This is a genomic window from Nocardioides coralli, assembly GCF_019880385.1.
Taxonomy (GTDB): domain Bacteria; phylum Actinomycetota; class Actinomycetes; order Propionibacteriales; family Nocardioidaceae; genus Nocardioides; species Nocardioides coralli.
The window spans coordinates 2,003,991-2,024,085 of sequence record NZ_CP082273.1; the positions used below are offsets into that span (position 1 = coordinate 2,003,991).

Annotated in this window: 19 protein-coding genes; 16 read left to right on the forward strand and 3 right to left on the reverse strand. The window is 66.4% G+C overall.

All coding sequences use genetic code 11. The features are described from left to right. The first annotated feature begins 198 nt into the window (after positions 1-198). Genes K6T13_RS09780 through K6T13_RS09830 form a run of 12 tightly spaced genes read left to right on the forward strand, consistent with a single transcriptional unit; the run spans position 199 to position 11,051 of the window. On the forward strand, positions 199-825 hold the full coding sequence (locus K6T13_RS09780) for a hypothetical protein (RefSeq protein WP_222894401.1): 627 nt from the start codon (positions 199-201) through the stop codon (positions 823-825). Continuing rightward, the gene (locus K6T13_RS09785) at positions 810-1,769 is read left to right on the forward strand and encodes a hypothetical protein (RefSeq protein WP_222894402.1); all 960 of its coding nucleotides are present in this window, start codon (positions 810-812) and stop codon (positions 1,767-1,769) included. The genes K6T13_RS09780 and K6T13_RS09785 overlap by 16 nt, the downstream gene beginning before the upstream one ends. A 23-nt stretch (positions 1,770-1,792) precedes the next feature. After that, positions 1,793-2,464, forward strand: a complete 672-nt coding sequence (locus tag K6T13_RS09790) for an SAF domain-containing protein (protein WP_222894403.1) — start codon at positions 1,793-1,795, stop codon at positions 2,462-2,464. Further along, the gene (locus tag K6T13_RS09795; protein ID WP_222894404.1) at positions 2,464-3,231 is read left to right on the forward strand and encodes a P-loop NTPase family protein; all 768 of its coding nucleotides are present in this window, start codon (positions 2,464-2,466) and stop codon (positions 3,229-3,231) included. Before K6T13_RS09790 ends, K6T13_RS09795 begins: the two co-directional genes overlap by 1 nt. Further along, positions 3,228-4,718 (forward strand): TadA family conjugal transfer-associated ATPase, encoded by a 1,491-nt coding sequence (locus tag K6T13_RS09800; protein WP_222894405.1) that lies wholly within the window; start codon positions 3,228-3,230, stop codon positions 4,716-4,718. The genes K6T13_RS09795 and K6T13_RS09800 overlap by 4 nt, the downstream gene beginning before the upstream one ends. Further along, positions 4,715-5,572 carry a type II secretion system F family protein gene (locus K6T13_RS09805; RefSeq protein ID WP_249423711.1) on the forward strand — a complete coding sequence of 286 codons (858 nt, stop codon included), beginning with the start codon at positions 4,715-4,717 and terminating at the stop codon, positions 5,570-5,572. Before K6T13_RS09800 ends, K6T13_RS09805 begins: the two co-directional genes overlap by 4 nt. Next, a complete protein-coding gene (locus K6T13_RS09810) occupies positions 5,569-6,474 on the forward strand; it encodes a type II secretion system F family protein (protein ID WP_222894406.1) in 906 nt (301 codons plus the stop codon). Before K6T13_RS09805 ends, K6T13_RS09810 begins: the two co-directional genes overlap by 4 nt. Before the next feature lie 49 nt (positions 6,475-6,523). Further along, positions 6,524-6,712 (forward strand): hypothetical protein, encoded by a 189-nt coding sequence (locus tag K6T13_RS17445; RefSeq protein ID WP_249423712.1) that lies wholly within the window; start codon positions 6,524-6,526, stop codon positions 6,710-6,712. Further along, on the forward strand, positions 6,684-7,088 hold the full coding sequence (locus K6T13_RS09815; protein WP_249423713.1) for a TadE family protein: 405 nt from the start codon (positions 6,684-6,686) through the stop codon (positions 7,086-7,088). Before K6T13_RS17445 ends, K6T13_RS09815 begins: the two co-directional genes overlap by 29 nt. Then, positions 7,088-7,522 carry a TadE/TadG family type IV pilus assembly protein gene (locus K6T13_RS09820; RefSeq protein ID WP_222898240.1) on the forward strand — a complete coding sequence of 145 codons (435 nt, stop codon included), beginning with the start codon at positions 7,088-7,090 and terminating at the stop codon, positions 7,520-7,522. Before K6T13_RS09815 ends, K6T13_RS09820 begins: the two co-directional genes overlap by 1 nt. Continuing rightward, the gene (locus K6T13_RS09825; protein ID WP_222894408.1) at positions 7,519-7,944 is read left to right on the forward strand and encodes a TadE/TadG family type IV pilus assembly protein; all 426 of its coding nucleotides are present in this window, start codon (positions 7,519-7,521) and stop codon (positions 7,942-7,944) included. The genes K6T13_RS09820 and K6T13_RS09825 overlap by 4 nt, the downstream gene beginning before the upstream one ends. Continuing rightward, entirely contained in the window at positions 7,941-11,051 is a 3,111-nt protein-coding gene (locus K6T13_RS09830) for a LysM peptidoglycan-binding domain-containing protein (RefSeq protein WP_222894409.1), read from the forward strand. The genes K6T13_RS09825 and K6T13_RS09830 overlap by 4 nt, the downstream gene beginning before the upstream one ends. 366 nt (positions 11,052-11,417) lie before the next feature. Here K6T13_RS09830 and K6T13_RS09835 read toward each other — a convergent pair whose 3' ends face one another. From K6T13_RS09835 to K6T13_RS09845, 3 genes are all read right to left on the reverse strand, one after another. Then, complete coding sequence (locus K6T13_RS09835) at positions 11,418-13,601, reverse strand: ATP-binding protein (RefSeq protein ID WP_222894410.1); 2,184 nt, start codon at positions 13,599-13,601, stop codon at positions 11,418-11,420. Positions 13,602-14,038: 437 nt separating this feature from the next. Further along, entirely contained in the window at positions 14,039-15,478 is a 1,440-nt protein-coding gene (locus tag K6T13_RS09840; protein WP_222894411.1) for a hypothetical protein, read from the reverse strand. Positions 15,479-15,541: 63 nt separating this feature from the next. Continuing rightward, positions 15,542-15,913: a hypothetical protein gene (locus K6T13_RS09845; RefSeq protein ID WP_222894412.1), complete on the reverse strand. Its 372-nt coding sequence runs from the start codon at positions 15,911-15,913 to the stop codon at positions 15,542-15,544. Between the two features lie 283 nt (positions 15,914-16,196). Here K6T13_RS09845 and K6T13_RS09850 point away from each other — a divergent pair, with 283 nt between their 5' ends. The 4 genes from K6T13_RS09850 to K6T13_RS09865 all read left to right on the forward strand — a co-directional run bounded on the left by K6T13_RS09850 (position 16,197) and on the right by K6T13_RS09865 (position 20,011). Next, a complete protein-coding gene (locus tag K6T13_RS09850; RefSeq protein WP_222894413.1) occupies positions 16,197-17,111 on the forward strand; it encodes a bifunctional DNA primase/polymerase in 915 nt (304 codons plus the stop codon). Positions 17,112-17,478: 367 nt separating this feature from the next. Then, entirely contained in the window at positions 17,479-18,327 is an 849-nt protein-coding gene (locus tag K6T13_RS09855) for a hypothetical protein (protein WP_222894414.1), read from the forward strand. After that, positions 18,320-19,306 carry a ParB N-terminal domain-containing protein gene (locus K6T13_RS09860; protein WP_222894415.1) on the forward strand — a complete coding sequence of 329 codons (987 nt, stop codon included), beginning with the start codon at positions 18,320-18,322 and terminating at the stop codon, positions 19,304-19,306. Before K6T13_RS09855 ends, K6T13_RS09860 begins: the two co-directional genes overlap by 8 nt. Positions 19,307-19,333: 27 nt before the next feature. Beyond that, complete coding sequence (locus tag K6T13_RS09865) at positions 19,334-20,011, forward strand: hypothetical protein (protein WP_222894416.1); 678 nt, start codon at positions 19,334-19,336, stop codon at positions 20,009-20,011. Positions 20,012-20,095: the final 84 nt, after the last annotated feature.

Genomic DNA, 20,095 nt, shown 5'->3' on the forward strand with positions numbered 1-20,095 from the left:
CGGTGCGGCCGGTGCGGCACACCTGGGAGACGAGGCGGCACTCGGTCGCACGGAGCGAGGAGGCAACGTGAAAATCGAACCGGTTCAACGCCCCGGATGTGACGTACGATACGAATGCGACGACCCAGTCGGCCCGCCGTCAGGGCGTCGTACGCGTCCTTCTCGGGATGGTCTCGCGAAGGCGACCAGGACTCGGCCATGACGAACGCACGACACTTCGCGCTCCTGGCGACCGTTACCGCGGTGGCGATCGCAATGGGAGGTTGTGCCTCCGACGGCAATGACCCGGCGGCGACCCCGACCCCCACTTCGAGTTCGAGCTCGCCGGCCACCACCACGACTTCCCCAACGCCGCAGTCTGACAGCGAGATCGCATCAGAGGCGGCGTCTGCCATTCTCCGGAAGTACTACGAGGTGCGAAACGACCTTCGCCGAAACCCGAGCAAGCCGCTGAGGCTGCTCGACGAGGTCGCGATCAGCACCGAGCTCGCGGCACAGAAGAACCTGTTCACGACGGAGCGCAAGCAAGGCCTCCACCAGACCGGCGCTACGAAGATCGTCGAGCTGGAAGTGCAGTCCGTCAACCTCGACAACTCAGACCCGAAGGCCGGCAAGGTGCCGACGGTCCAGATCGACCTCTGCTTCGACGTGAGCGACGTCGACGTCGTCGACAAGAACGGCGAGTCGGTCATCAGCCCGGACCGACCGGACACCGGATGGATTCAGTTCCTCGTGTCGAACTACCGGTGGGACACCGATCCCGACGGCTCGTGGCGTGTTGCCTCAAGCCAGGACATCGAGCGCACACCATGCGAAGCCTTGTAGCCCGTGTCGTCGTCACCTCACTCGCCGTCGCGGGTCTACTGATCCTCGCCCAGGCGCCGTCGTACGCCGACACCGTCTGTCAGGTCACGGACCCTGAAACCGGTGTCTGCCTGATCTACGTCGAGGTCCCCGGAACACCCGGCGACCCCGGGGACGGTGGCGACGACGGACCCAAGGACACCGGGGGCGGTGCCGCTTGCTTCTGGGACGGGAGCGATCAGGGGATCACGAAGCCTCCGCCCGGGCCTGTCCCATGCTCCACCGAGTACGGGTACTGGTCGAACGGCTACCGGTGCTATATCTCGCTGCTCGACCCGCAACCGCCAGCCGGCGATCCGAACTGGCAAGGCCACGAGCCAGGCGACGGTGCCGTCTACAACTGTTACCAGCCACAGACCGACCTGCTCATCTGGATCTGGTCGCAGGACCCGCCGCCGAACTCCGGCGCAGGGCCGACGCCCGGCGAGGTCGCGCAGGTCGCGATTCAGGAGATGAACCTGCGAGCCATCGACATCGGCATCACACCTGAGCCAGGTGAGGACAGCATCGGAATCGTCGGCATGCCCGTGTGGATGTGGGCTGCCAACCCTGACGAGCACACCGTCGGCCCGATCACGGAGTCGGCCTCCGCGGGCGGGATCACGGTCACCGCCACGGCGAAGCTGCACAAGATCACCTGGGACATGGGCGACGGCGCCACGGTCGAGTGCCCAACTGCCGGGACGCCGTACAAGTCGGCGTACGGCAACTCGAAGTCGCCCGACTGCGGGCACGTCTATGAGAAGTCGAGCTCGAAGCAGGCGGGCGGGAAGTACACGGTGACCGCCACCTCGGACTGGGTCATCACATGGGAAGGGGCAGGCCAAACCGGGACCATCCGGCTGAACGGCCTGACACGGACCGTCGCAATTGCGGTCGGGGAAGCGCAGGTGCTCGTGCAGTAGCGGGCAGCGGAGAGGCGATGAGTATGAGTAGTGCAGCCACCCGAGTCGACGGGGCCCTCAATCAGGAGGGTCCGGCCGCTACTGCGCTCGTGCCTCCGCCGAAGCTGCGTCGACGACCAGCACTCGTAGCCGCCGCGATCGGCGCCATCTGCATCGGCGCGCTGCTCGCCGGCTGGGCCTGGACCGCGACGACCAACACCCAAGAAGTGCTCGTCGCCCGGCACTCCATCGAACGTGGCTCCGTCATCGAGGCAGATGACCTTGCCCGGGTGCAGCTCAGCGCGGACCCGGCCCTCAAGCCCGTGCCAGCCTCGGAGTTCGATCGGGTGGTCGGGCAGCGGGCGGCGATGGACATCTCCTCTGGCGGGATGCTGACACCAGGTGCGTTCGCCGCTGAGGTCGTTCCCGGCGCAGGCGAGTCGGTCGTCGGCGTCGCGCTCACCCCCGCTCAAGCGCCGGGTCTTGCACTTCGGTACGGAGACCAGGTCCGCGTCGTCGCCACCCCATCCCAAGGCGACGACCTCCCAGCTGGCACGCCATTGAGCAACGACGCCACCATCGTCGGAGTCCACACCTCCGAGGACACCGGACAGACAGTCGTCGACCTGCTCGTTCCCAAGGCTGATGCCGCGGTGCTCGCCACCCGAATCGCGACCGGCAACATCGCCCTCATCCTAGATTCCCGGGAGCGCTGATGGCTGTCGTCGCGCTCGCCTCCGCTTCCGGCTCCCCCGGCGTCACCACGACAGCGCTCGGGCTGGCACTGCTGTGGCCGCGCCCGGTCCTGCTCGTCGAAGCCGACCCGACCGGCGGCTCCGGCTTGCTGGCCGGCTACTTCCGCGGCACCCGCGAGTACGACGGCGGACTCATCGAGCTGGCGCTGACCGCGAACAACCTGAGTGATGCGCTGGCCGACGTCGCACGCCCCATCGAGGGCACCACGGTGTCGTTCGTCGCGGGCACCCGCTCGCACACCCAGGCCAGTGCACTGCGGGATCTCTGGGCACCGCTGGCGGAGACACTCGGCGAACTGGAGACCACCGGCCAGGACGTCATCGTCGATGCCGGCCGACTCGGTCTCCACGGGTCACCCCAACCGCTGCTCGATGCCGCCGACCTGTCCCTGCTCGTCAGCAGGACGACGCTCCCCCACCTCTCGGCCCTGCGCTCGTGGGCAGAGGCGTTCCAGCGCCCCGCCCTGGACTGGCACCAGTCGGCCGTCCTGCTCATCGGCGAGGGCCAGCCCTACCACGCCCACGACGTCACCGCAGCGGTGAACCTGCCCGTCCTGGCGCCGCTGGCCGACGATCCGGAGTCGGCTGCGGTCTTCTCGCGTGGAGCCCAGCCGCCGAAGCGGTTCGAGACCGGGCCGCTGGCAAGGGCGCTCACTGCGGCCACCGCCTCGATCCACTCGACGATCACCCGCCGGCGCAACGAGCTGCTCGAAGGAGCCCGCTCATGACGACGGAACGATCCGAGGACTACGAAACCACCCCGCTGACAGGGTTGCCTCTGTTCACGCAGCCAGTTCCGCCGGTGGCTGAGAGGTTCGACCGTGGCCATCCAATGGCTCCGGTGGCACACCTGTCGACCATGAGCACCCATCCCATCGGCAGCAGCCTCGACTGGTCGCTCGTCTCTGCGCTGCGCGCGCAAGCCTCCGAGCAGCTCAGTCAGGCGGTTGCGGCCGACAAGGGACGGCTCAACAAGGTCGCGCAGGAGGAGCTGGGCCGGACGATTGTGCTCGACCTCATCGAGACGACCCTGGCTGACCGGGTGAACGCCGGGATGACCACACTCCCCGGCGCCGAGCAGGACGCGCTGGCCCGTGCGGTGTTCGACTCGCTGTTCCGGCTCGGCCGCCTCCAACCCCTCGTCGACGACGACCGGATCGAGAACATCATCATCACCGGCCACGACAACGTCGTGCTCGAACTCACTGACGGCTCACAGGTCGACGGCCCACCCGTGGCCGACTCCGACGAGGAGCTCGTCGACTTCCTGGTCTTCCTCGCGTCCCGATCCGAGGTCAACGCTCGCGGTTTCTCCGAAGCACAACCGCGCCTGCATCTGCGTCTCGATGGCGGCTCGCGGCTCGCCGCTGCTGCGTGGGTGACGCCGCGCCCCTCCGTCGTGATCCGTCGCCACCGGCTGATGGAAGTCACGCTCGGCGACCTCGTCACTCGACAGATGCTGACTCCTGTCGCAGCGTCATTCCTGCGGGCGGCGGTGCGGTCCCGCAAGTCCATCGTGGTGTCCGGATCGCAGGGCGCGGGCAAGACGACCCTGGTTCGAGCTTTGTGCGCCGAGATCGACCCGCTGGAGGCGATCGGCACCTTCGAGACCGAGTACGAGCTGCACCTGCACGAGTTGCGCGACCGGCACCGCATCGTCCACCCGTGGGAGGCCCGTCCCGGGTCCGGTGAACGAGGTCCGGACGGGCGAGCGGCCGGTGAGTTCACCCTCGACGAGGCCCTCGTCGACTCGTTCCGCTTCAACCTCTCCCGCCAGATCGTCGGTGAGGTCCGAGGCAAGGAGATCTGGGCGATGATCAAGGCGATGGAGTCCGGCACCGGGTCCATCTCCACGACTCACGCTTCCGACGCGGTCGCGGCGATCCGCAAGCTGGTGACTTGCGCGATGGAGGCCGGCCCGCACGTCACCCACGAACTCGCGACCTCGAAGCTCGCGGCGACCGTCGACCTCATCGTCCACCTCGACCTGCGGACCTATCGGCAGCAGGGGCGCAGCATCCGGCAGCGCCGGGTCGCCGAAGTCATCGCCCTCGACCCCGGCGAGCGCGAGACCGGCTATGCCGCCACTCACGTCTTTGCCCCAGCCGCCGACGGGACGGCCGTTCCAGCGGTCCTGCCCGACTCCTACCGAAGCCTCGCGACGTACGGCTTCGACCTCGGCACCTACCTCGCTCAACAGGAGGTGCGGTCGTGATCGTCCTCGTTCCGGCCTTGGCCGGCGCGCTGGTGGTCGGCGGCCTGATCGCCCTCGTCGTCGGGCTGCGCCCCTCCCATGTCGTCGAGCGCCCCTCCCGCCCCCGCAAGGTCCGCACAATCACCAAGCAGACCCGGATGCTCCTGCTCGGCGGTTTGGCCACAGGCACCGTCGCCTTCCTGGTCACCGGCTGGGTGCTCGCGCTGGTCATCGTCCCGGTGGCTTTCGTCGGCCTGCCTATCTTGCTCTCGTCGTCCTCGGCAGCGGAGCGGATCGAGCGCCTCGAAGCGATGGAGGAATGGACCCGGTCCCTTTCAGGCGTGCTGACCGTGGGGGTTGGACTGGAGCAGGCGCTGGTTGCCACACTCCGATCCACACCGGCCGCGATTGCTCCCGAGGTCACCCGGCTGGTCGCCCGGCTCCGCGCACGTTGGGTGACCGAAGATGCGTTGCGGGCGTTCGCCGACGAGCTCGACGACGCAACGGGTGACCTCGTGGCTGCGAACCTGATCCTCGGCTCCCGAAGGAGGGGCGCAGGGCTGGCGAGCGTGCTCGAAGGTCTGGCCGAGTCGGTGGCGGCCGACGTACGCGCCCGGCGTCAGGTCGAGGCCGACCGCGCCAAGCCCCGAGCCACCGCACGCTGGGTGACGCTCATCAGCGTTGGGGTGCTGGTGATCCTGGCGGTGTCGGGCACCTACGTCGAGCCGTACCAGAGTCCGCTCGGGCAGGTCATCCTCGTGGCGCTGCTGGCGATGAACGTCGCGACGCTGGTCTGGATGAAGCGCATGGCGATCGGACGCGCGATGCCCAGGTTCCTGGCTCCCGTCCGGGTCACGAGGGAAGGCGCAGCATGACCACCGGACTCCAGATCGCGCTGCTGGGAGGGGCGTTCCTCGGGCTCGGCGTGGTCTTGCTCGTTGCCCGCCTGATGCCTGCCGCGCCGGACCTCACCGAGGCGCTGAGCCGACTGACTCCTGCCCGCGGGCGAGCGAACGCCGTTGGTCCGGTCACCACTGCGAAGGGTAAGGAGCGCATCGGCGTCTGGGCGATCAAGGCATTGCCCCCGGCCGTCTGGATCAGGACTCCGACGCGAGAGCTCGCACTCCTCCGTATCCCGCTCGCGAGGTTCTACGGCGACAAGATCGTCATGGCACTCATGGGGCTCGTGATCCCGCCCCTCCTGGCGTTCTTCTTCGAGCAGATCGGGCTGAGCTTCCCCATCGCGGTCCCGGCCATCGCGTCAGTCGGGCTGGCGGTCGTGATGTTCTTCCTGCCCAACTACAACGCGGTCGACGACGCCCGGAAGGCTCGCCTGGAGTTCACTCGAGCGCTCGGGGCGTACATCGACCTGGTGGCGTTGGAGCGGAACAACGGCTCCGGCGTACGACAGGCAATGGAGTCGGCGGCCGAGGTCGGCGACTCGTGGGTTTTCACGCGCCTCTCGGAGGAGCTGACTCGCTCCCGCTGGTCGGGCCAACCGCCCTGGGATGCCCTGCACGCCCTGTCCGACGAGCTGGGCCTGCCCGAGCTCGACGACTTCGCCGACATCATGCGGCTCTCCGGCGAGGAGGGCGCGTCGGTCTACACCAACCTGCGCGCCCGTTCGGCCGCCATGCGCACGGCGATGCTCAACGACGAGATCTCCGAGGCCAACGCTGTGGGCGAGCGCATGACCATCCCCGGCTCCCTGCTCGGCGTCATCTTCATGGCGCTGCTCGTCGCTCCATCCCTGCTGCGGATGTTCAGCAACACCTGACAACCCCAACCCCACGAAAGGGCACCCATCCAGGAAAGGAAACACCACTATGAACCGATTGCTCGCACCCCTACTCATGCTCCATCTGGGCGTCGATGCGCGCCTGCGGGTCCGCAACGAGCGAGGCTCTGTCACGACCGAGCATGTGCTCTGGGCCGTGGCCGTCATCGCCATCGTCGGGATCGTCGTCGCAGCCATCAAGGCTTACGTTGAAAGCCAAGCCGGCAACATCAAGTAGGCGGCGGGACGAACGCGGCTCGGGCACCATCGAGCTAGTAATCCTGCTGCCTGCCCTGTTCGCGGTGATGTTCCTCGGGACTCAGGCCGCGTTGTTCTACCACGCCCGAACGGTGGCGATAGCCGCTGCGCAGGAGGGCGCGAGGGCCGCTGGCGGTGAGAACGGCAAGGAGGCCGACGGCGTCAACGCCGCCTCCTCGTTCATCGCCGACGCTGGTGGCGACGACGTACTCACCGGCGCGAATGCGACCGCCAATCGCACCGCCACCACCGTGACCGTGACAGTGACCGGTCACAGCTTGAGCGTGATCCCGGGCTGGAGCCCGGCGATCGTCCAGACGGCGTCGCTGCCCGTCGAGAGGCTGACCGCTCCGTGATGACCTGGACGCGCATGAGGGACGAGCGGGGCTCGGCTGCGGTCGAGGCCGCTCTCGGCCTGCCTGCCTTCGCGCTGTTCGTCGGTCTCATCATCTTCGGTGGCCGCACCGCCACCACCCACTCGGCCGTCGAGTCCGCCGCCGCCGACGCCGCCCGCACCGCCTCCATCGCCCGCACGGCGTCCGAGGCGAAGAGCGAGGCGAAGGCCGCGGCGCAGGCCAGTTTGGCCAACCAAGACATTCACTGCATCAGCGTCACGGTGTCGGTCGACGTGTCCGACTTCGGCAAGACCGTCGGCGAGGCCGGGTCGGTCTCGGCAACCGTGGAATGCCTTCTCGATCTGGCCGATCTGTCCGTTCCGGGCGTCCCAGGCAGTCGCCTGATCAAGGCCACCAGCAGTTCGCCACTGGACACCTGGAGGGAGCGGGCATGACGCACCGAACTCGCGGTGAACGCGGCTCCATCAGCATCTGGCTGGCGGTGTCGAGCTTCGTGATGATGATGCTCGTCGGACTCGCCGTCGACCTCGGCGGACAGGTCCACGCCAAACAGCGTGCTCACAACATCGCCGCCGAAGCTGCCCGGACGGGCGGCGAGCAGGTGCAGGCCGCGCCCGCCATCAAGGGTGAGTACGTCGCGGTGGACACCGTCGCGGCACGTAACGCGGCCGAGGACTACCTGAGCGCCTCGGGCGTCACCGGCACGGTGACCGTCAACGGCGGAGACACCATCACGGTCGATGTCTCCGACACCTACAAACCCAAGTTCCTGAGCTTCATCGGCATCGGTGACCTGACCGTCACCAGCACTGCCTCAGCACGACTCGTCCGCAGCCTCGGAGGGAGCGAACAATGACCCAGCCCACGTTTGCCCAGCGTGTTCGAGGTCTCGCGGCCACGCTCGCCCTCCTGCTTCTCGTTGCCGGGGTGCCGTTCCTGCTCATCGGCATCGGTGCCGCACCGTGGAAGGCCGACCTCGGCGAGCTGCGAACACTTCTGACCACCCCAGACGACGGCACGCTCGCGATGGCCGCGATCGCGACGGTGGCGTGGGTGGCATGGCTGGTCGTGGCAATCTCCGTCGTCCTGGAAGTCGTCTCGCAGATCCGAGGCCTCCCGACTCCGACACTGCCTGGACTCGGCGCTCCACAGCGGGCGGTGGGCCAACTGGTCGCGGTGGCGGCGCTGCTGTTCGTTGCTGCTCCCACCGTGGTCGCGGCGTTCCCGACTGCCCCCGCCCGCGCGGCGACTGCGCCCGTCCTCGAAGCGCCACGACTCGCAGCCGTCGAGGTTGCGCCCCTCCTCCCCCAGGCTGCGCCCCTCCTGGCTACCGCCGTCTCACCCACGACGGAGAATACGACGATCGACTACACCGTCAAACGCGGCGACAGCCTGTGGAAGATCGCCGAACGCCTGCTCGGCGATGGCACCCGGTTCACCGAGATCGTCGACCTGAACAAGGCGGCCCTGAACGGACGCCCCGACTTCATCGTGTCCGGCACCGTGTTGAAGGTGCCGTACGAGGCGTCGGAGGTCGACACCGACGGTCCCGCCGAGGAGTACGTCGTGCAGCCTGGGGACACCTTGTCGGAGATCGCCGAGGCGAGGCTGGGCGACCCGATGCGCTACCCCGAGCTCTTCGAGGCATCCCGCGACACCGTGCAGCCCGACGGCGTGACGCTGACCGACCCGGACGTGATCCGGCCGGGTTGGGAGATCACCATTCCCGGGCGGACGAAGCACAAGGCCGAGGTCCCGGAGGAGCCGCCCGTCGAGGTCGAACCACCGGTTGACGTGACCCCGCCGGTCGAGCCCCCGAGTGTCGACCCGACGACTGAGCCGACCGCGTCGGCGGACCAGGAACCCACGCCTGCCGAGAGCAGCATCAACGAGGCAGACGACGTCGAGTCGTCGGCACCCGGCTGGCTGGTGCCCGGCCTCACCGGGGCGGGCGCAGCTCTCGCGGCGCTGGTGCTGCTCGCCGTGCGCGCGCACCGCAACACCCAACTCCGCTACCGCCGACCCGGGCAGACCATCGCCCCTCCTCCCGAAGGGCTCCGCGCGGTCGAGAAGACCGCCTTCGTGTCTGGCGCCCCGCTCACCAAGGTCATCGAGGATCTCGACCGGGCGCTGATGCACCTGGCTGCCGAGTGCTCAGACGCAGGTCGGGCGCTGCCCCAGGTCATCACCGCCACGCTCGCCAAAGGCACGGTGACCCTGCACCTCGCCGAGGACGCAGACCTGCCGGGACCGTGGACGGGCGCAGGCTCCGACTGGTGCCTCACCCTCGGTGAAGCTTTGCCCGAGCGCGGCGACGTGCTGCCGCCCTACCCACTGCTCGTCACCATCGGGCAGGACGACGACGGCCTCCACCTCGTGAACCTGGAGCACCTGGGCGTCGTGGCGCTCGCGGGCGACCCGGAACGAGCCAAAGCTCTCGCCCGGCACATCGCGGCCGAGCTTGCCCTCAACCCGTGGTCGGCCATCGTCGAGGTGAACGTGATCGGCCTGGGCGAGGAACTCGCTCCGCTCGACTCACTCCGCCTGCGGCACCACGAGGACGGCGAGCAGGTGGTTCCGACTCTGCTCCGCTCCGTCACCGCTTCGCTGGAGAACAGCTTGGGTGATCCCGACCCGTATGGCGCGGTCATCACCACCGGCGACGGGACGACCGAACTTGCGCCCCTCCTTCACTCGCCGACCTCGCGGATCGGCACGGCCTTGGTGTCCCTGGCTTCGCCCCTTCCCGAATCCACGGTCATCGAGGTCGATCCGACCGGGCGTCTGCGGGCGCCCTCCCTCGGACTCGATCTCGAAGCCGCCGGACTGACCAGCGAGGAGGCGAAGGCGTGCGCTGCGATCGTCGACCTCACCCGCGACAGCGAGCCGGTCAAGATCGCGCCTTTCGAGCAGGCCGCCGACGGTTGGATGGCACTCGCTGACCGGGCCGGCGCCCTCCGCGAAGAGCTGACCGACGTGCGCGAGGATGGACCGGCTGGCGAAGGCTCACTCCTGCCCGAGTCGGCCGAGGAGTACGTCGAGGTTGCGGCGACCACCGTCGAGGATGTCGAGACTCTGGCCCCGGTCGTGCCAGAGCAGGTCCGTCGTACGGTCGAGGAAGCCGATCCGACCCTCGACCAGGACGTCGCCGACTGGTTCGACGCCGAGGTGGAGCGCCCTCGTCTGGTCCTCCTCGGCGCGGTGAACGCCGAAGCGTACGGCGAGGCCAAGCCGGTCATCCTCAAGCGCCGACCGTACTTCGTCGAGATCTTCGCCTATCTCGCGTTGCACCCCAAGGGCGCGACCGCCAGCGAGATGGCTGACACGTTCGGAGTAGCCGCGTCGAGGGCAAGGACGGAAGTCAGTGCACTGCGCGACTGGCTCGGGACAAACCCGCGCACCGGCGGCCTCTACCTGCCGCCAGCCAACGAATCGCCCGTCTATCTGGAGACAGGCGTGAAGACCTATCAAGTACTGGACGTGCTCGTCGACCTCGACCTGTTCCGGCGCTTGCGTGCCCGCGGCCAGGCGCGCGGCGCGGAGGGCATCACGGACCTGCGGACCGCCATGTCCCTGGTCCAGGGGCGGCCGTTCAGCCTGCTTCGCGACAAGGGTTGGAGTTGGCTACTCGACACCGAGCGGGTCCACGAGACTGTCGGCTGCGCAATCGTCGACACCGCCCACCTCCTCATCGTCGACGCACTCGCCAAGGGCGAACTCGACGTGGCGAGGACGATCGCCGAGACCGCCTGCGAGGCCGCGCCATACGACGACATCTGTCGGCTCGACCTGGTGAAGGTCGCCGCCGCCGAGGGCCACGGCGAGGCCATCGAGAGGATGCTCAACGACGACGTCTTCAACCGCACCGACGACCGTCTTCCGCCAATCGACCCGCCGAAGCGGACCAAGGACATCGTCGGCAAGGAGGGCTGGGGCAACTCCAAGCGTCCTCCGCCCACCTGATTTCGGGCGTCCCGATGCAACAGGAGATCGCGAGTTCCGGGCTGCGAGCCTGAGGCTGCATTTCGGCCCAGATTGACGCACTGTTGTTCGCCGGTCACACCGGAGGCCCTGCCCGACTTAGCGGGCGAACTGCAGCAGGGGCCTTTTGTGAACGGATCGTGTGCCTCACACAGGTCGCGCATGCGTAGACAGCTCCAGCTCCTCACGAACGGGTTCAGACCGAACCCTCGGAGTTCTTTGCCAAAAGCCGGCGCGAAGCATCTAAGCCCGGACTTCAGCCCATCCTCTCGTCGAATTCAGGTAGGACCACGAATCGCTTGCGTCAGTGCCGCGGAACATCACGGCATCTGACCCTCGGCACTGGCCTCAGGACGCCTCGCTCAACCTCAACACATCTGTGTACAGCCTCCGAAGGTGAGCATCCGACATGTCGATGATCGGCTCGTACATGAACGAGTTGACGTGGATGTTCCCGGGCGTCATCAGCACCACACCGTCCAAGACCTCACGCGTTTCGACGCTGCCGTGCCCACGGTTCTTGTACGCCTTCAATAGTGCTTGGGCCTGGTTAGCCTGGATGTTGTCCGTAAAGTCCGGATCCGCCAACGCCGTCACCATGTGACTTTCTGACAGCAACCGGATGGCGATTGACAGGACGATCTTGTTCTCGAAGTTCGCGCCTTCGTCTGCCTTGAGAGCGAGGTTCGCCTGCGCGATCACGAGGTCCGCCACGGAATCGGCGGGTGATGGCCAAGAGCCTTCGCTGCCGAATGCTCCATTGAAGATGGAATCGAGGTCCTGCTGAGTGATGAAGGAAGTGTCGCTCTTCCAATGTAGAAGCGAGGTCAAATTCATGTATTCCGGGTCATCTTCGCCCTTCGTGTACTCCAAGATGTTTCGAATGAACGGGATGCAGGCGACGCGTTTCATGCCGTCCTCGAAAAACTTCAGCTTGAAGTCATTGATGAACGGGTTCCTGACACCCACCGCCTGGCTCAGCATGAGTCTACTTTCACCCTTCTGCGCCATGAAGCAACGGTCATACCCCACGACGGCGCGGCTCTCCAGCGTGCGGAAGAAGTCGAAATTGTGAGTGAGCAGGATCATCCTGAAATTCGGCTCTTCTGACATCTCCTTCAGGTACTGAATGATCGCGTACTTGTTCTTGTAGTCGAAAGAGTCCGCAATGTCGTCAATGACAAACAGAGTCTCGCGCTCGGACGACTTTCGCGCCTCAACCTCGAACAGGACATTCAGAATGTAAAGCGCCTTCTTTTCGCCGTTACTCAGCACATCCAGCAGGTCTCCACGCTCTACGGGAGTTGTTTCGGCACCCTCCTCGAACTCGAAGCCGAGTTTCAGCAATTTCTCCTGACCGAGCACCACCTGGTCGCGGTTGGTCGCAATGAGCCGGAACGGAACGAAGAACCGGTCGTTGAAGATATCGATGACCCGTTCCCACTGCGTGCTTTCGGCAGCGGCCTGCGCCTCGATCTCTTTCTTTCGCTTCTCCGCATCCTTGAAGCAGGTGACCACTCGCTCATAGAGTCCCTCGTGTGCCTTAATGTAGGACTTCCAGAGGTTCTGCTCGAACAAGTCCACGTTGGTGAACTCGGGAAGCAGTTCGACGTGCTTGGCGATGTAGTCAAAGAAGGCTCGGGTGTCCACGTTCTTGTTGAGCGCCTTCTCGACGGCCTCGAGCTTCTTCCGGAGGGCATCGTCGTCAGTGATGCGCTGCTTCTCAACGGCAATCAGCGCGTCGAGATCGGCCTTGCTGGTGACCTCTTTGGGGTCCTCACTTTCCCCTTGCAACAGGATCGAGTGCCGAGCCGCAAAGAACCCGTTGTCGCCCAAACTCTTCGTGACATTCGCCGCGTTATAGAAGTTGAAGGAGTCCCGATTGAAGAAGGTCGACTCGTCGAGCAGTTCGTTTAGCCGGGTCACGTAGTCGGCGAGCGCCGACTGAATGGCGGGTTCGCGCAAAATCGGCTGCACCTTGTTGTTGAACAGGACGTCGTACGGAACGTCGGCAAAGGGAGTAGTTTCCTGGCCCTCGATCTCGTAGCTGAGACGCACGAGGGCGGCGAAGAAGTTGTCTTCCTGCCGAGTGAAGACGCGAGAGACGACACCGACCACATCTTGCTTGGTCCCCGACTGCTCCTTCAATGCCACAACGAGCTCGTCGCGTGCTTCGCGGAGCTCTAGTTGCAGTGCCTCGTACTCCTTACGTAGCTCCGGGTTCACGAGGAGAGTGGAGGTGGATTCGGTGGGCCCCAACTCCTCGTCGTAGGACAGCACAACCACGACGTCACCGGCATCCAACTCGTCGCCGTCTTGGTCAATGACACTCCGAACGGTTTCACGCTCGGGAAACATGCGGTCTTGCGTCTCGATGCCACGTGCGAGGTCAGCGAGCGTCCGGGCGAACGAGGTTTTCATGGTCCCGTTGGGAGCGTAGACGGCGACCGAGTTTCCGCTCCTAAACTTGAACGACGCAGTCAAGTCACGGATGCCATGGCAGTTCTTGAGCTCAACGTCCAGCTTCTTCATAGTGCTCACTTTGTTCGATGGCCGCTTACGCGACTTGGTGTTCGCCGTCGTGCTGAGGCTAGACCACCGCACCGACATCCGAAGGCCCCGAGAACCGCGTGCGTGTGTCACCTCGCGGCGCGTGTTTCGGCCGTCGATGATGCCAACACCTGAAGCTCTAGGAGACAGTTACGTTCCGGCGCGTCCGTAATCCACGAAACTCCGGTCCAGGCGGAGGCGTGCCCGAAGGGCCCCCGCGATCCGCTCGGTGCGGAGGTAGCCGATTCCGCCGCGTGCCGGCGGCATCGGTTACCGCTCATTCTTGCCGCGTAGTGTGCGCGTCAGCGCGCGCGGTAGCCGCAGACAGTGTGCGCGGCGGCCATCCGGACCTGCCGCAGTCGGCGCGTCTGGGTCTGGACCGGAACTCGCGACGACCGGGGGTGGCGGCGGGATCTGATCTACAACAGGCGCCAGTTGTCGATGAAATCTGGCGGCTCCCAGTCCGCAGCTCGGACCTTCGGATGGGTCTGAACGAAGACCCTGATCCCATGCAGCGAGTCGGCGATGTCTCGCAATAGGTCGCGCTGGCGGTTGACGATGCCCGCATCGCTCGTGGTGTCTTCGATCCGGTGCGCCGGTGACTGCCGTTCCTTCCGCACCTCGCGCAGCGGCTGTAGCACGAAGCGGACGCTGTCGACGGTCGTGGTGGAGCTGACCCTGACGAACAGTTCCTGTAGCCGGCTCAGCGAGCCCAACCGGTTGCCCGCCTCGTCTGTCTTCGGCGCTCCGGCAGCATCAAGGCCCTTATGTTGGAGGTTGTCCGACAGCAGCTTGTCGGTCAGGAGGATGAACTCGTTCCAGGCGCCGGTCGTGGGCCGGAGCACCCAGCCCCAAGCCCGCGGCCGCTCGACGGTCGATAGCAGTGGCGCGCCGAAGGCAATCGTCCAGACGTCGTTTATCGCCCTGAGCTCCCAGAGGATCTTGGTGAACGGCCCAATGGTGTCTGTCCATCGCCCGCCAATCTCGCGGTCCCACCACTCCGGGTGTGCGACCAGGTCTGTGCCGTCCCGCTCGAATGTCGAGAGCCTGGTCTGGTGGCGTGCCGGAAGGTTGGCCAGGTCATGAAGGAAGGCACACCAATAGCGCCGGATCGGCTCATCGCCGCGGTAGTCGACGCGGTGGTCGTAGGCGTATCCGCACTCGATCGCCAACGGGTCATCGGCGCCGTACCCGGGCTCGGTCTGGGACGGGTTGTCGCGTGTCGACTCACCGGTACCTTCGGCTTCGGCTTCGGCCCGTTGGTCGTTGTCCGGCCCAGGGCTAGGTGCTGTGGCCAACCGGAATCCGTCATCGCCGAAGGTGAAGTTGAAGACCGGGTCGTTGACGTAGTTCTCTAGAGCGGCCAGGTCGAAGAAGACCAGCTCGAGGGTGCCGTGGCCCATGATCATGCGGTCGCGGTACAGGGCGGTGTGGGTCAGCTGTGGAGCGTGAGTCCGCATGGCTGCCGGTGTTGGGTACATGCAGCCCTGCATTTCGCCGCAGGCCACATCGGCGAGCTCGTCGACTTGGCGCTCCCAGTCGTCCTTCAACCAGGGGCGTATGTGGGTGTTGAGGTAGTCAGTCGAGGTGACCAGCTGCACCAGCCCGTCTCGGATGAGCTGTTCGACGTTGGTCGTGGGGCCGGTCGACTCCCCGACAGGCAGGCCGTTGAACTCACGTGAGGTCAAGTAGTGGTCGATGACCTTGGCGAGCAGGTCGTCGGCAGTCGGATAGGTCTGGTCGTCGACGCCGGGCGTGAGATTGCGGGGCGGGCGCGATTGAAGCCAAGCCTGCAGGTCGAAGCCTGGAGCTGTCCTGGACGCCGTATCTTCTGCCTCCGGCGCATCCTCTGAGGTCATGCCCCTTCCCCACCTCGGACTCGGGAAGTCTGCACCTCAGCCGCCGGGCCAGAAGCCGCGCGTCTACGAATCCTGCGGGTCATCGCTGCCGTCCTCTTCGAGGTCTTCGGGGAACACTGCATCCATCGGCATGCCCGCGGCTGCCATCTGCGCGTTGAGATGGTTTAGCAGTGCACGTTCGGGGTCGCCGGGGTTCTCGGCCAGGTGATGGCGCAGGTCCTCCGAGATCGCCGGGTCGACCCGGCCGTCAGGGGTGCCATGAAGGATCTTGTCGATCAGGTACTTCGCTTGGCTTCGACGGTCAGATGCCTCGGGCGGGAACCGCGAGTAGTTGAAGCCACTCGACCCGAGAATGGGCCTCCGCGTCGACGACGAGGATGCCGTCCGCTTAGACGGGTCGCCCGATTGGCGTCTGTTCGACTTCCTTTTGCCCACGGTTCAACGCTAGACCTAACCGCCGACAGCTTGGCTCATTGCCGCAGCCTCTGCTGACCGCTGACATTGCCGGCCGCTGCCCCTGGGCCCGGAGCGATGAATCATCCATTTGGGTCGCGCACCCACTCCGCCAAACTCCTTCAACTTTCGGAGGGGCGCAGCCTCATGTGATCGTGACCTGCACAAACGTCCGCCGGGGTTCCCCGCCCGCTCTGCGCCCCTCCCGGGAGGGCGCTCTCAGGAGGGGCGTGTTTTGGTGCGAAGGCTGAGGACAGTCGAGTGCATGAACCAGTCGCACCGACCACGAGCCGCGACAGTCCGGTGGAGTCCGCGGCTCCTCAACGACATCGTCAACGCACCGGATCTCACTACGGCGGCGGAACACCTGGGGGTCAACGGCATCCCCGTTTTTCCGTGCGTCCCCGGCGGCAAGCGCCCGCTGACCGCCCACGGCTTCCAAGACGCCAGCGCCGAGCGGGACGTCATCGACTTCTGGTGGCGACGACACCCTGACGCCAACATCGGCGTGCCGACCGGCGCGGCCGGTGGCGTCGACGTGGTCGACGTCGATGTTCACAAGACCGTCTCTGGATACCCCGCCTTCGAGCACGCACGGCGGGCCGGATTTGTCGAAGGCTGGGCCTGGCTGGTCCGCACCCCGTCAGGCGGGTTGCATGCCTACTTCCTCCACACAGGCGAGCGCGAGCAGCGGTCGTGGCAGGTGCCGGGCAAGCACATCGACTTCCGGGGTGACGGCGGATACATCATCGTCCCGCCCTCCCGGGTGACCGGCGAGGACGGTGCAACCCGCAGCTACGAGCAGATCGCGGTCGCATCCCACCATCCCGGCGCGGTGGACGCCAACGGGCTCCGAGGGTTCCTCGACCCGCCCCGGCCAATGCGCCCTCCAACCGACCTCCCGGCGGTCGGCGCGAGGCCGGACAAGCTCGCCGCCTGGGTCGCATGCCGACCCGAAGGCGGCCGTAACGGTGGCCTGTTCTGGGCGGCCTGCCGGATGGCCGAAGAGGGCCACGACCTGAGCACAACGACGTCACTGCTCGGCGAGGCGGCGTACTCCGCTGGCCTTCCCGAGCGGGAGGCGACGGCGACGATCCGGTCGGCGTACCGGATCGCGACTCGACTCGGGCCGGCGAGCCAGCCGCGCCCTACGAACGCGGTTGAGGCGGTAGGACTGTGAACACGCCAGACCCCTACGTGCGCCACCTTGACCGCACTCCCCCAGAACCTGCTCCGACCCCGGATGCCGAGAAGGCGGTCGATGCCCTCGCCGTCCATAAGGACCCGTCGGTCCCGAGCTCCGGTGCCAGGCAGGAGACAGACCGATCTCAGCCGAGCGTCGCCTGGGTTCGTCCCAGCGAGATGCCGACTCTGCTCGGCTCGAAGTTCGTACGTCGCGGAATCGACCTCCAGGCCGAGCTGACCCGCCGCGCGCGTCGTAGCCCTGGCGCTGTCGTCTCCAAGGCGTCGCGCCGCACCACCCGCACCTCGATCGCTCGACCTGACACCACAGGCCCGAGCATCACCGACCAAAAAGGACTCGGGCTATGACCGCACCGACCTTTGCAACCGCTGAGGGGCTGCGGCTCCTCTTGCTCGACCTCGCGTACGCCGGACGGCACGCGTGGCAGACCAGCCCGGAAGCCGCCGAGCTGATGACCTACACGATGGACAAGTACGCCGGCCTCGCCCACAAGCACGGCCTCGAACCAAGCGATGCTGCCGTCGCCGCCTTCGAGGTGATGCGGATGCGATCCACTCGCGTCGCCGAGGACCCGTGGGCCGTCGTCACCCACGCCGTCGAGCTCTCGCTGATCTACGACTCCCGCGCCGAGGGACTGCTCTGCTCGACCGGACAGGCGCGCAAGACGGCCGGCCTCGACTACCACGACGCCGAGCGGTTCGCGGATCGCGATTCGGAGATCGCGGACTATCACCCGGCGTTCCACTTCTTCGCCAAGATGCCCGACCCGTACGCCGAGAAGGAGGACAACGCTGACGGCGAGCCGACCAACGCCTTCTTCGCCCTCGACAAGGTCGTGGAGTTCTTCGTAGACCTCGGCTGGCCTCCCACCAGTGCGCGGCTCGCGGTGGAGTACGTCGCCGCAAGGCTCAGTCGCTGCGGCAAGCCCGAGATCGCCTACAAGTCCCTGCTCCGAGAGGGCGACGGCCCGGGCTTCCTGGACATCGGGAAAGACGCTTGGATGTACGTGCTCCGCGCTGTAGTTGGTGACCCGCACCCCGATTTCGCGGGCACCACGAGGAGCCATGGCCTGCTCAAGCAAGCAGCGATGGGCTTCTCGGTCACCGAACTCTTCGACGACAAGGGCCTCGTCCACATGGTCGAGGCAGCCGCACCGGACCTCACCACCGAGCCAGGTGAGAGCTTTGTCTGAGCGCGGCCACATCGAGCTCGACCGCTCCATTGGCACCATCGTCGTCGGCGAACGCCACCGCCGGGATACCGGCGACCTGACCCCACTGATGGACTCCTTGAAGCGAGTCGGCCTTCTTCAACCCGTCACCATCACCCCCGACGGCTACCTGATCTGCGGCTACCGTCGACTCGAAGCGGCCAAGCGACTCGCCTGGAGCACTTTGCGTGTGTGGGTGCGGTCCGGGATCAGCGACGAGCTGACGCGGCTCCTCGCCGAGCGGGACGAGAACGTCACCCACAAGCCGCTCTCCAACATCGAGGCCGCGCATCTGTACGACGAGATGAAGACCCTGCTTCAGGAGGATGCAGCCCGTCGCCAGAGGGCGTCGCAGTTCGGACACGGAAATGACAAACCCGCAGGTCAGCACGGTGGTTCCGAATCGGAACCACCGGGAGCACCCGGCAGGACACGACACCAGGCGGCCCTTCTGGTCACGCAGCGGGCATCCCACAACCGGCTGGAGGCGATCCTGGAGATCGAGCGCGTGGCTGCTGACCGCGGACTCCCAAAGGACGTCCGGAAGGTCGCTGAGGACGAGCTGGCCGCAATCCGCAACGGCGGCCCGGTCGATCCTGGCTACCAACGCGTGATGGCCGCCAGGCGCATCGCCGCGATGATGGCGCCCGGAGCCGAGGCCGAGCTCAACGAGGAAGCCGAGAGGGCCCTCCAGCAAGCCAAAGAAGACCGGCGCCGTCGCATCCGGGAGAACAAACGGCGGCGCGAGGATGAGGCCGCCAACCGGAAGCGCTCCACACGCTCCTTCAACCTCAAGTGGGCCGAGATGGACGGCTGGTCGAAGAAGTACGACGTCGAGCAAGTCGCCCGCGAGATCAAGCCCGATGACTGGGCGCTCTTCCTGCGCGTCATCGACGAGACCAAGGCGTTCGCCGAAGCCGTCGCCCTCGCCAAGGAGTCGGGCGGCACACCTGAGTCGTGACCACCCCGACTCACGAAGGCCACGCCGATGCTCTACCCGACCACAGCTGACGACCTCCGCCGCCGACGCCTGATCGTCGCCGGTGTCGCAACCGCCCTGTTGCTGATCGCGTTCGTGACGTACGCCGTGTTGGTCCACCGGGCGCACTCCCCCAGCGCTGCGTCGACCAAGGCGCAGGCGCCGATCGAGTTGACGGAGGTCCACGACGTCCCGGCAGTGACCGAACTCCCTGAACTGCGCCGGACGTCGGACCCCGAGACCTTCGCTCGTCAGGTCGCTGAGGCGATCTTCGCGTGGAACACCGCGACGCTCGTCTCCAGGACCGACCACATCGAGCTACTAATCGAAGTCGCCGACCCGACCGGCGAGTCCACGCCCGGCCTGGTGTCCGACCTCGACAACTACCTGCCGACGCAGGACGCGTGGGTCGAACTGACCAAGTACGAGACGGAGCAATGGCTCACCGTGGACTCGGTCAGCACCCCAACCAAGTGGGCCGAAGCCGAGGCGCAGGCCGGTGACGAACTGCTTCCCGGCACGACGGCCCTCACGATCCACGGCACGCGCCACCGCTCCGGGATCTGGGAGGGCGAGCCTGTCTCGTCCGAGCACGACGTGGCGTTCACCCTCTTCCTCGTCTGCGCCCCGTCGTACCCCGAGTGCCACCTGCTCCGGCTGTCGATGCTCGGCAAGCCGCTGGACTGACCGATGGGCAAGGTTGTCGCTGGCGGACTGGTCGCCCTCCTTCTCGGCCCGGCCTGCATCCTGCTGGGTCTTGGAGCGCTCATG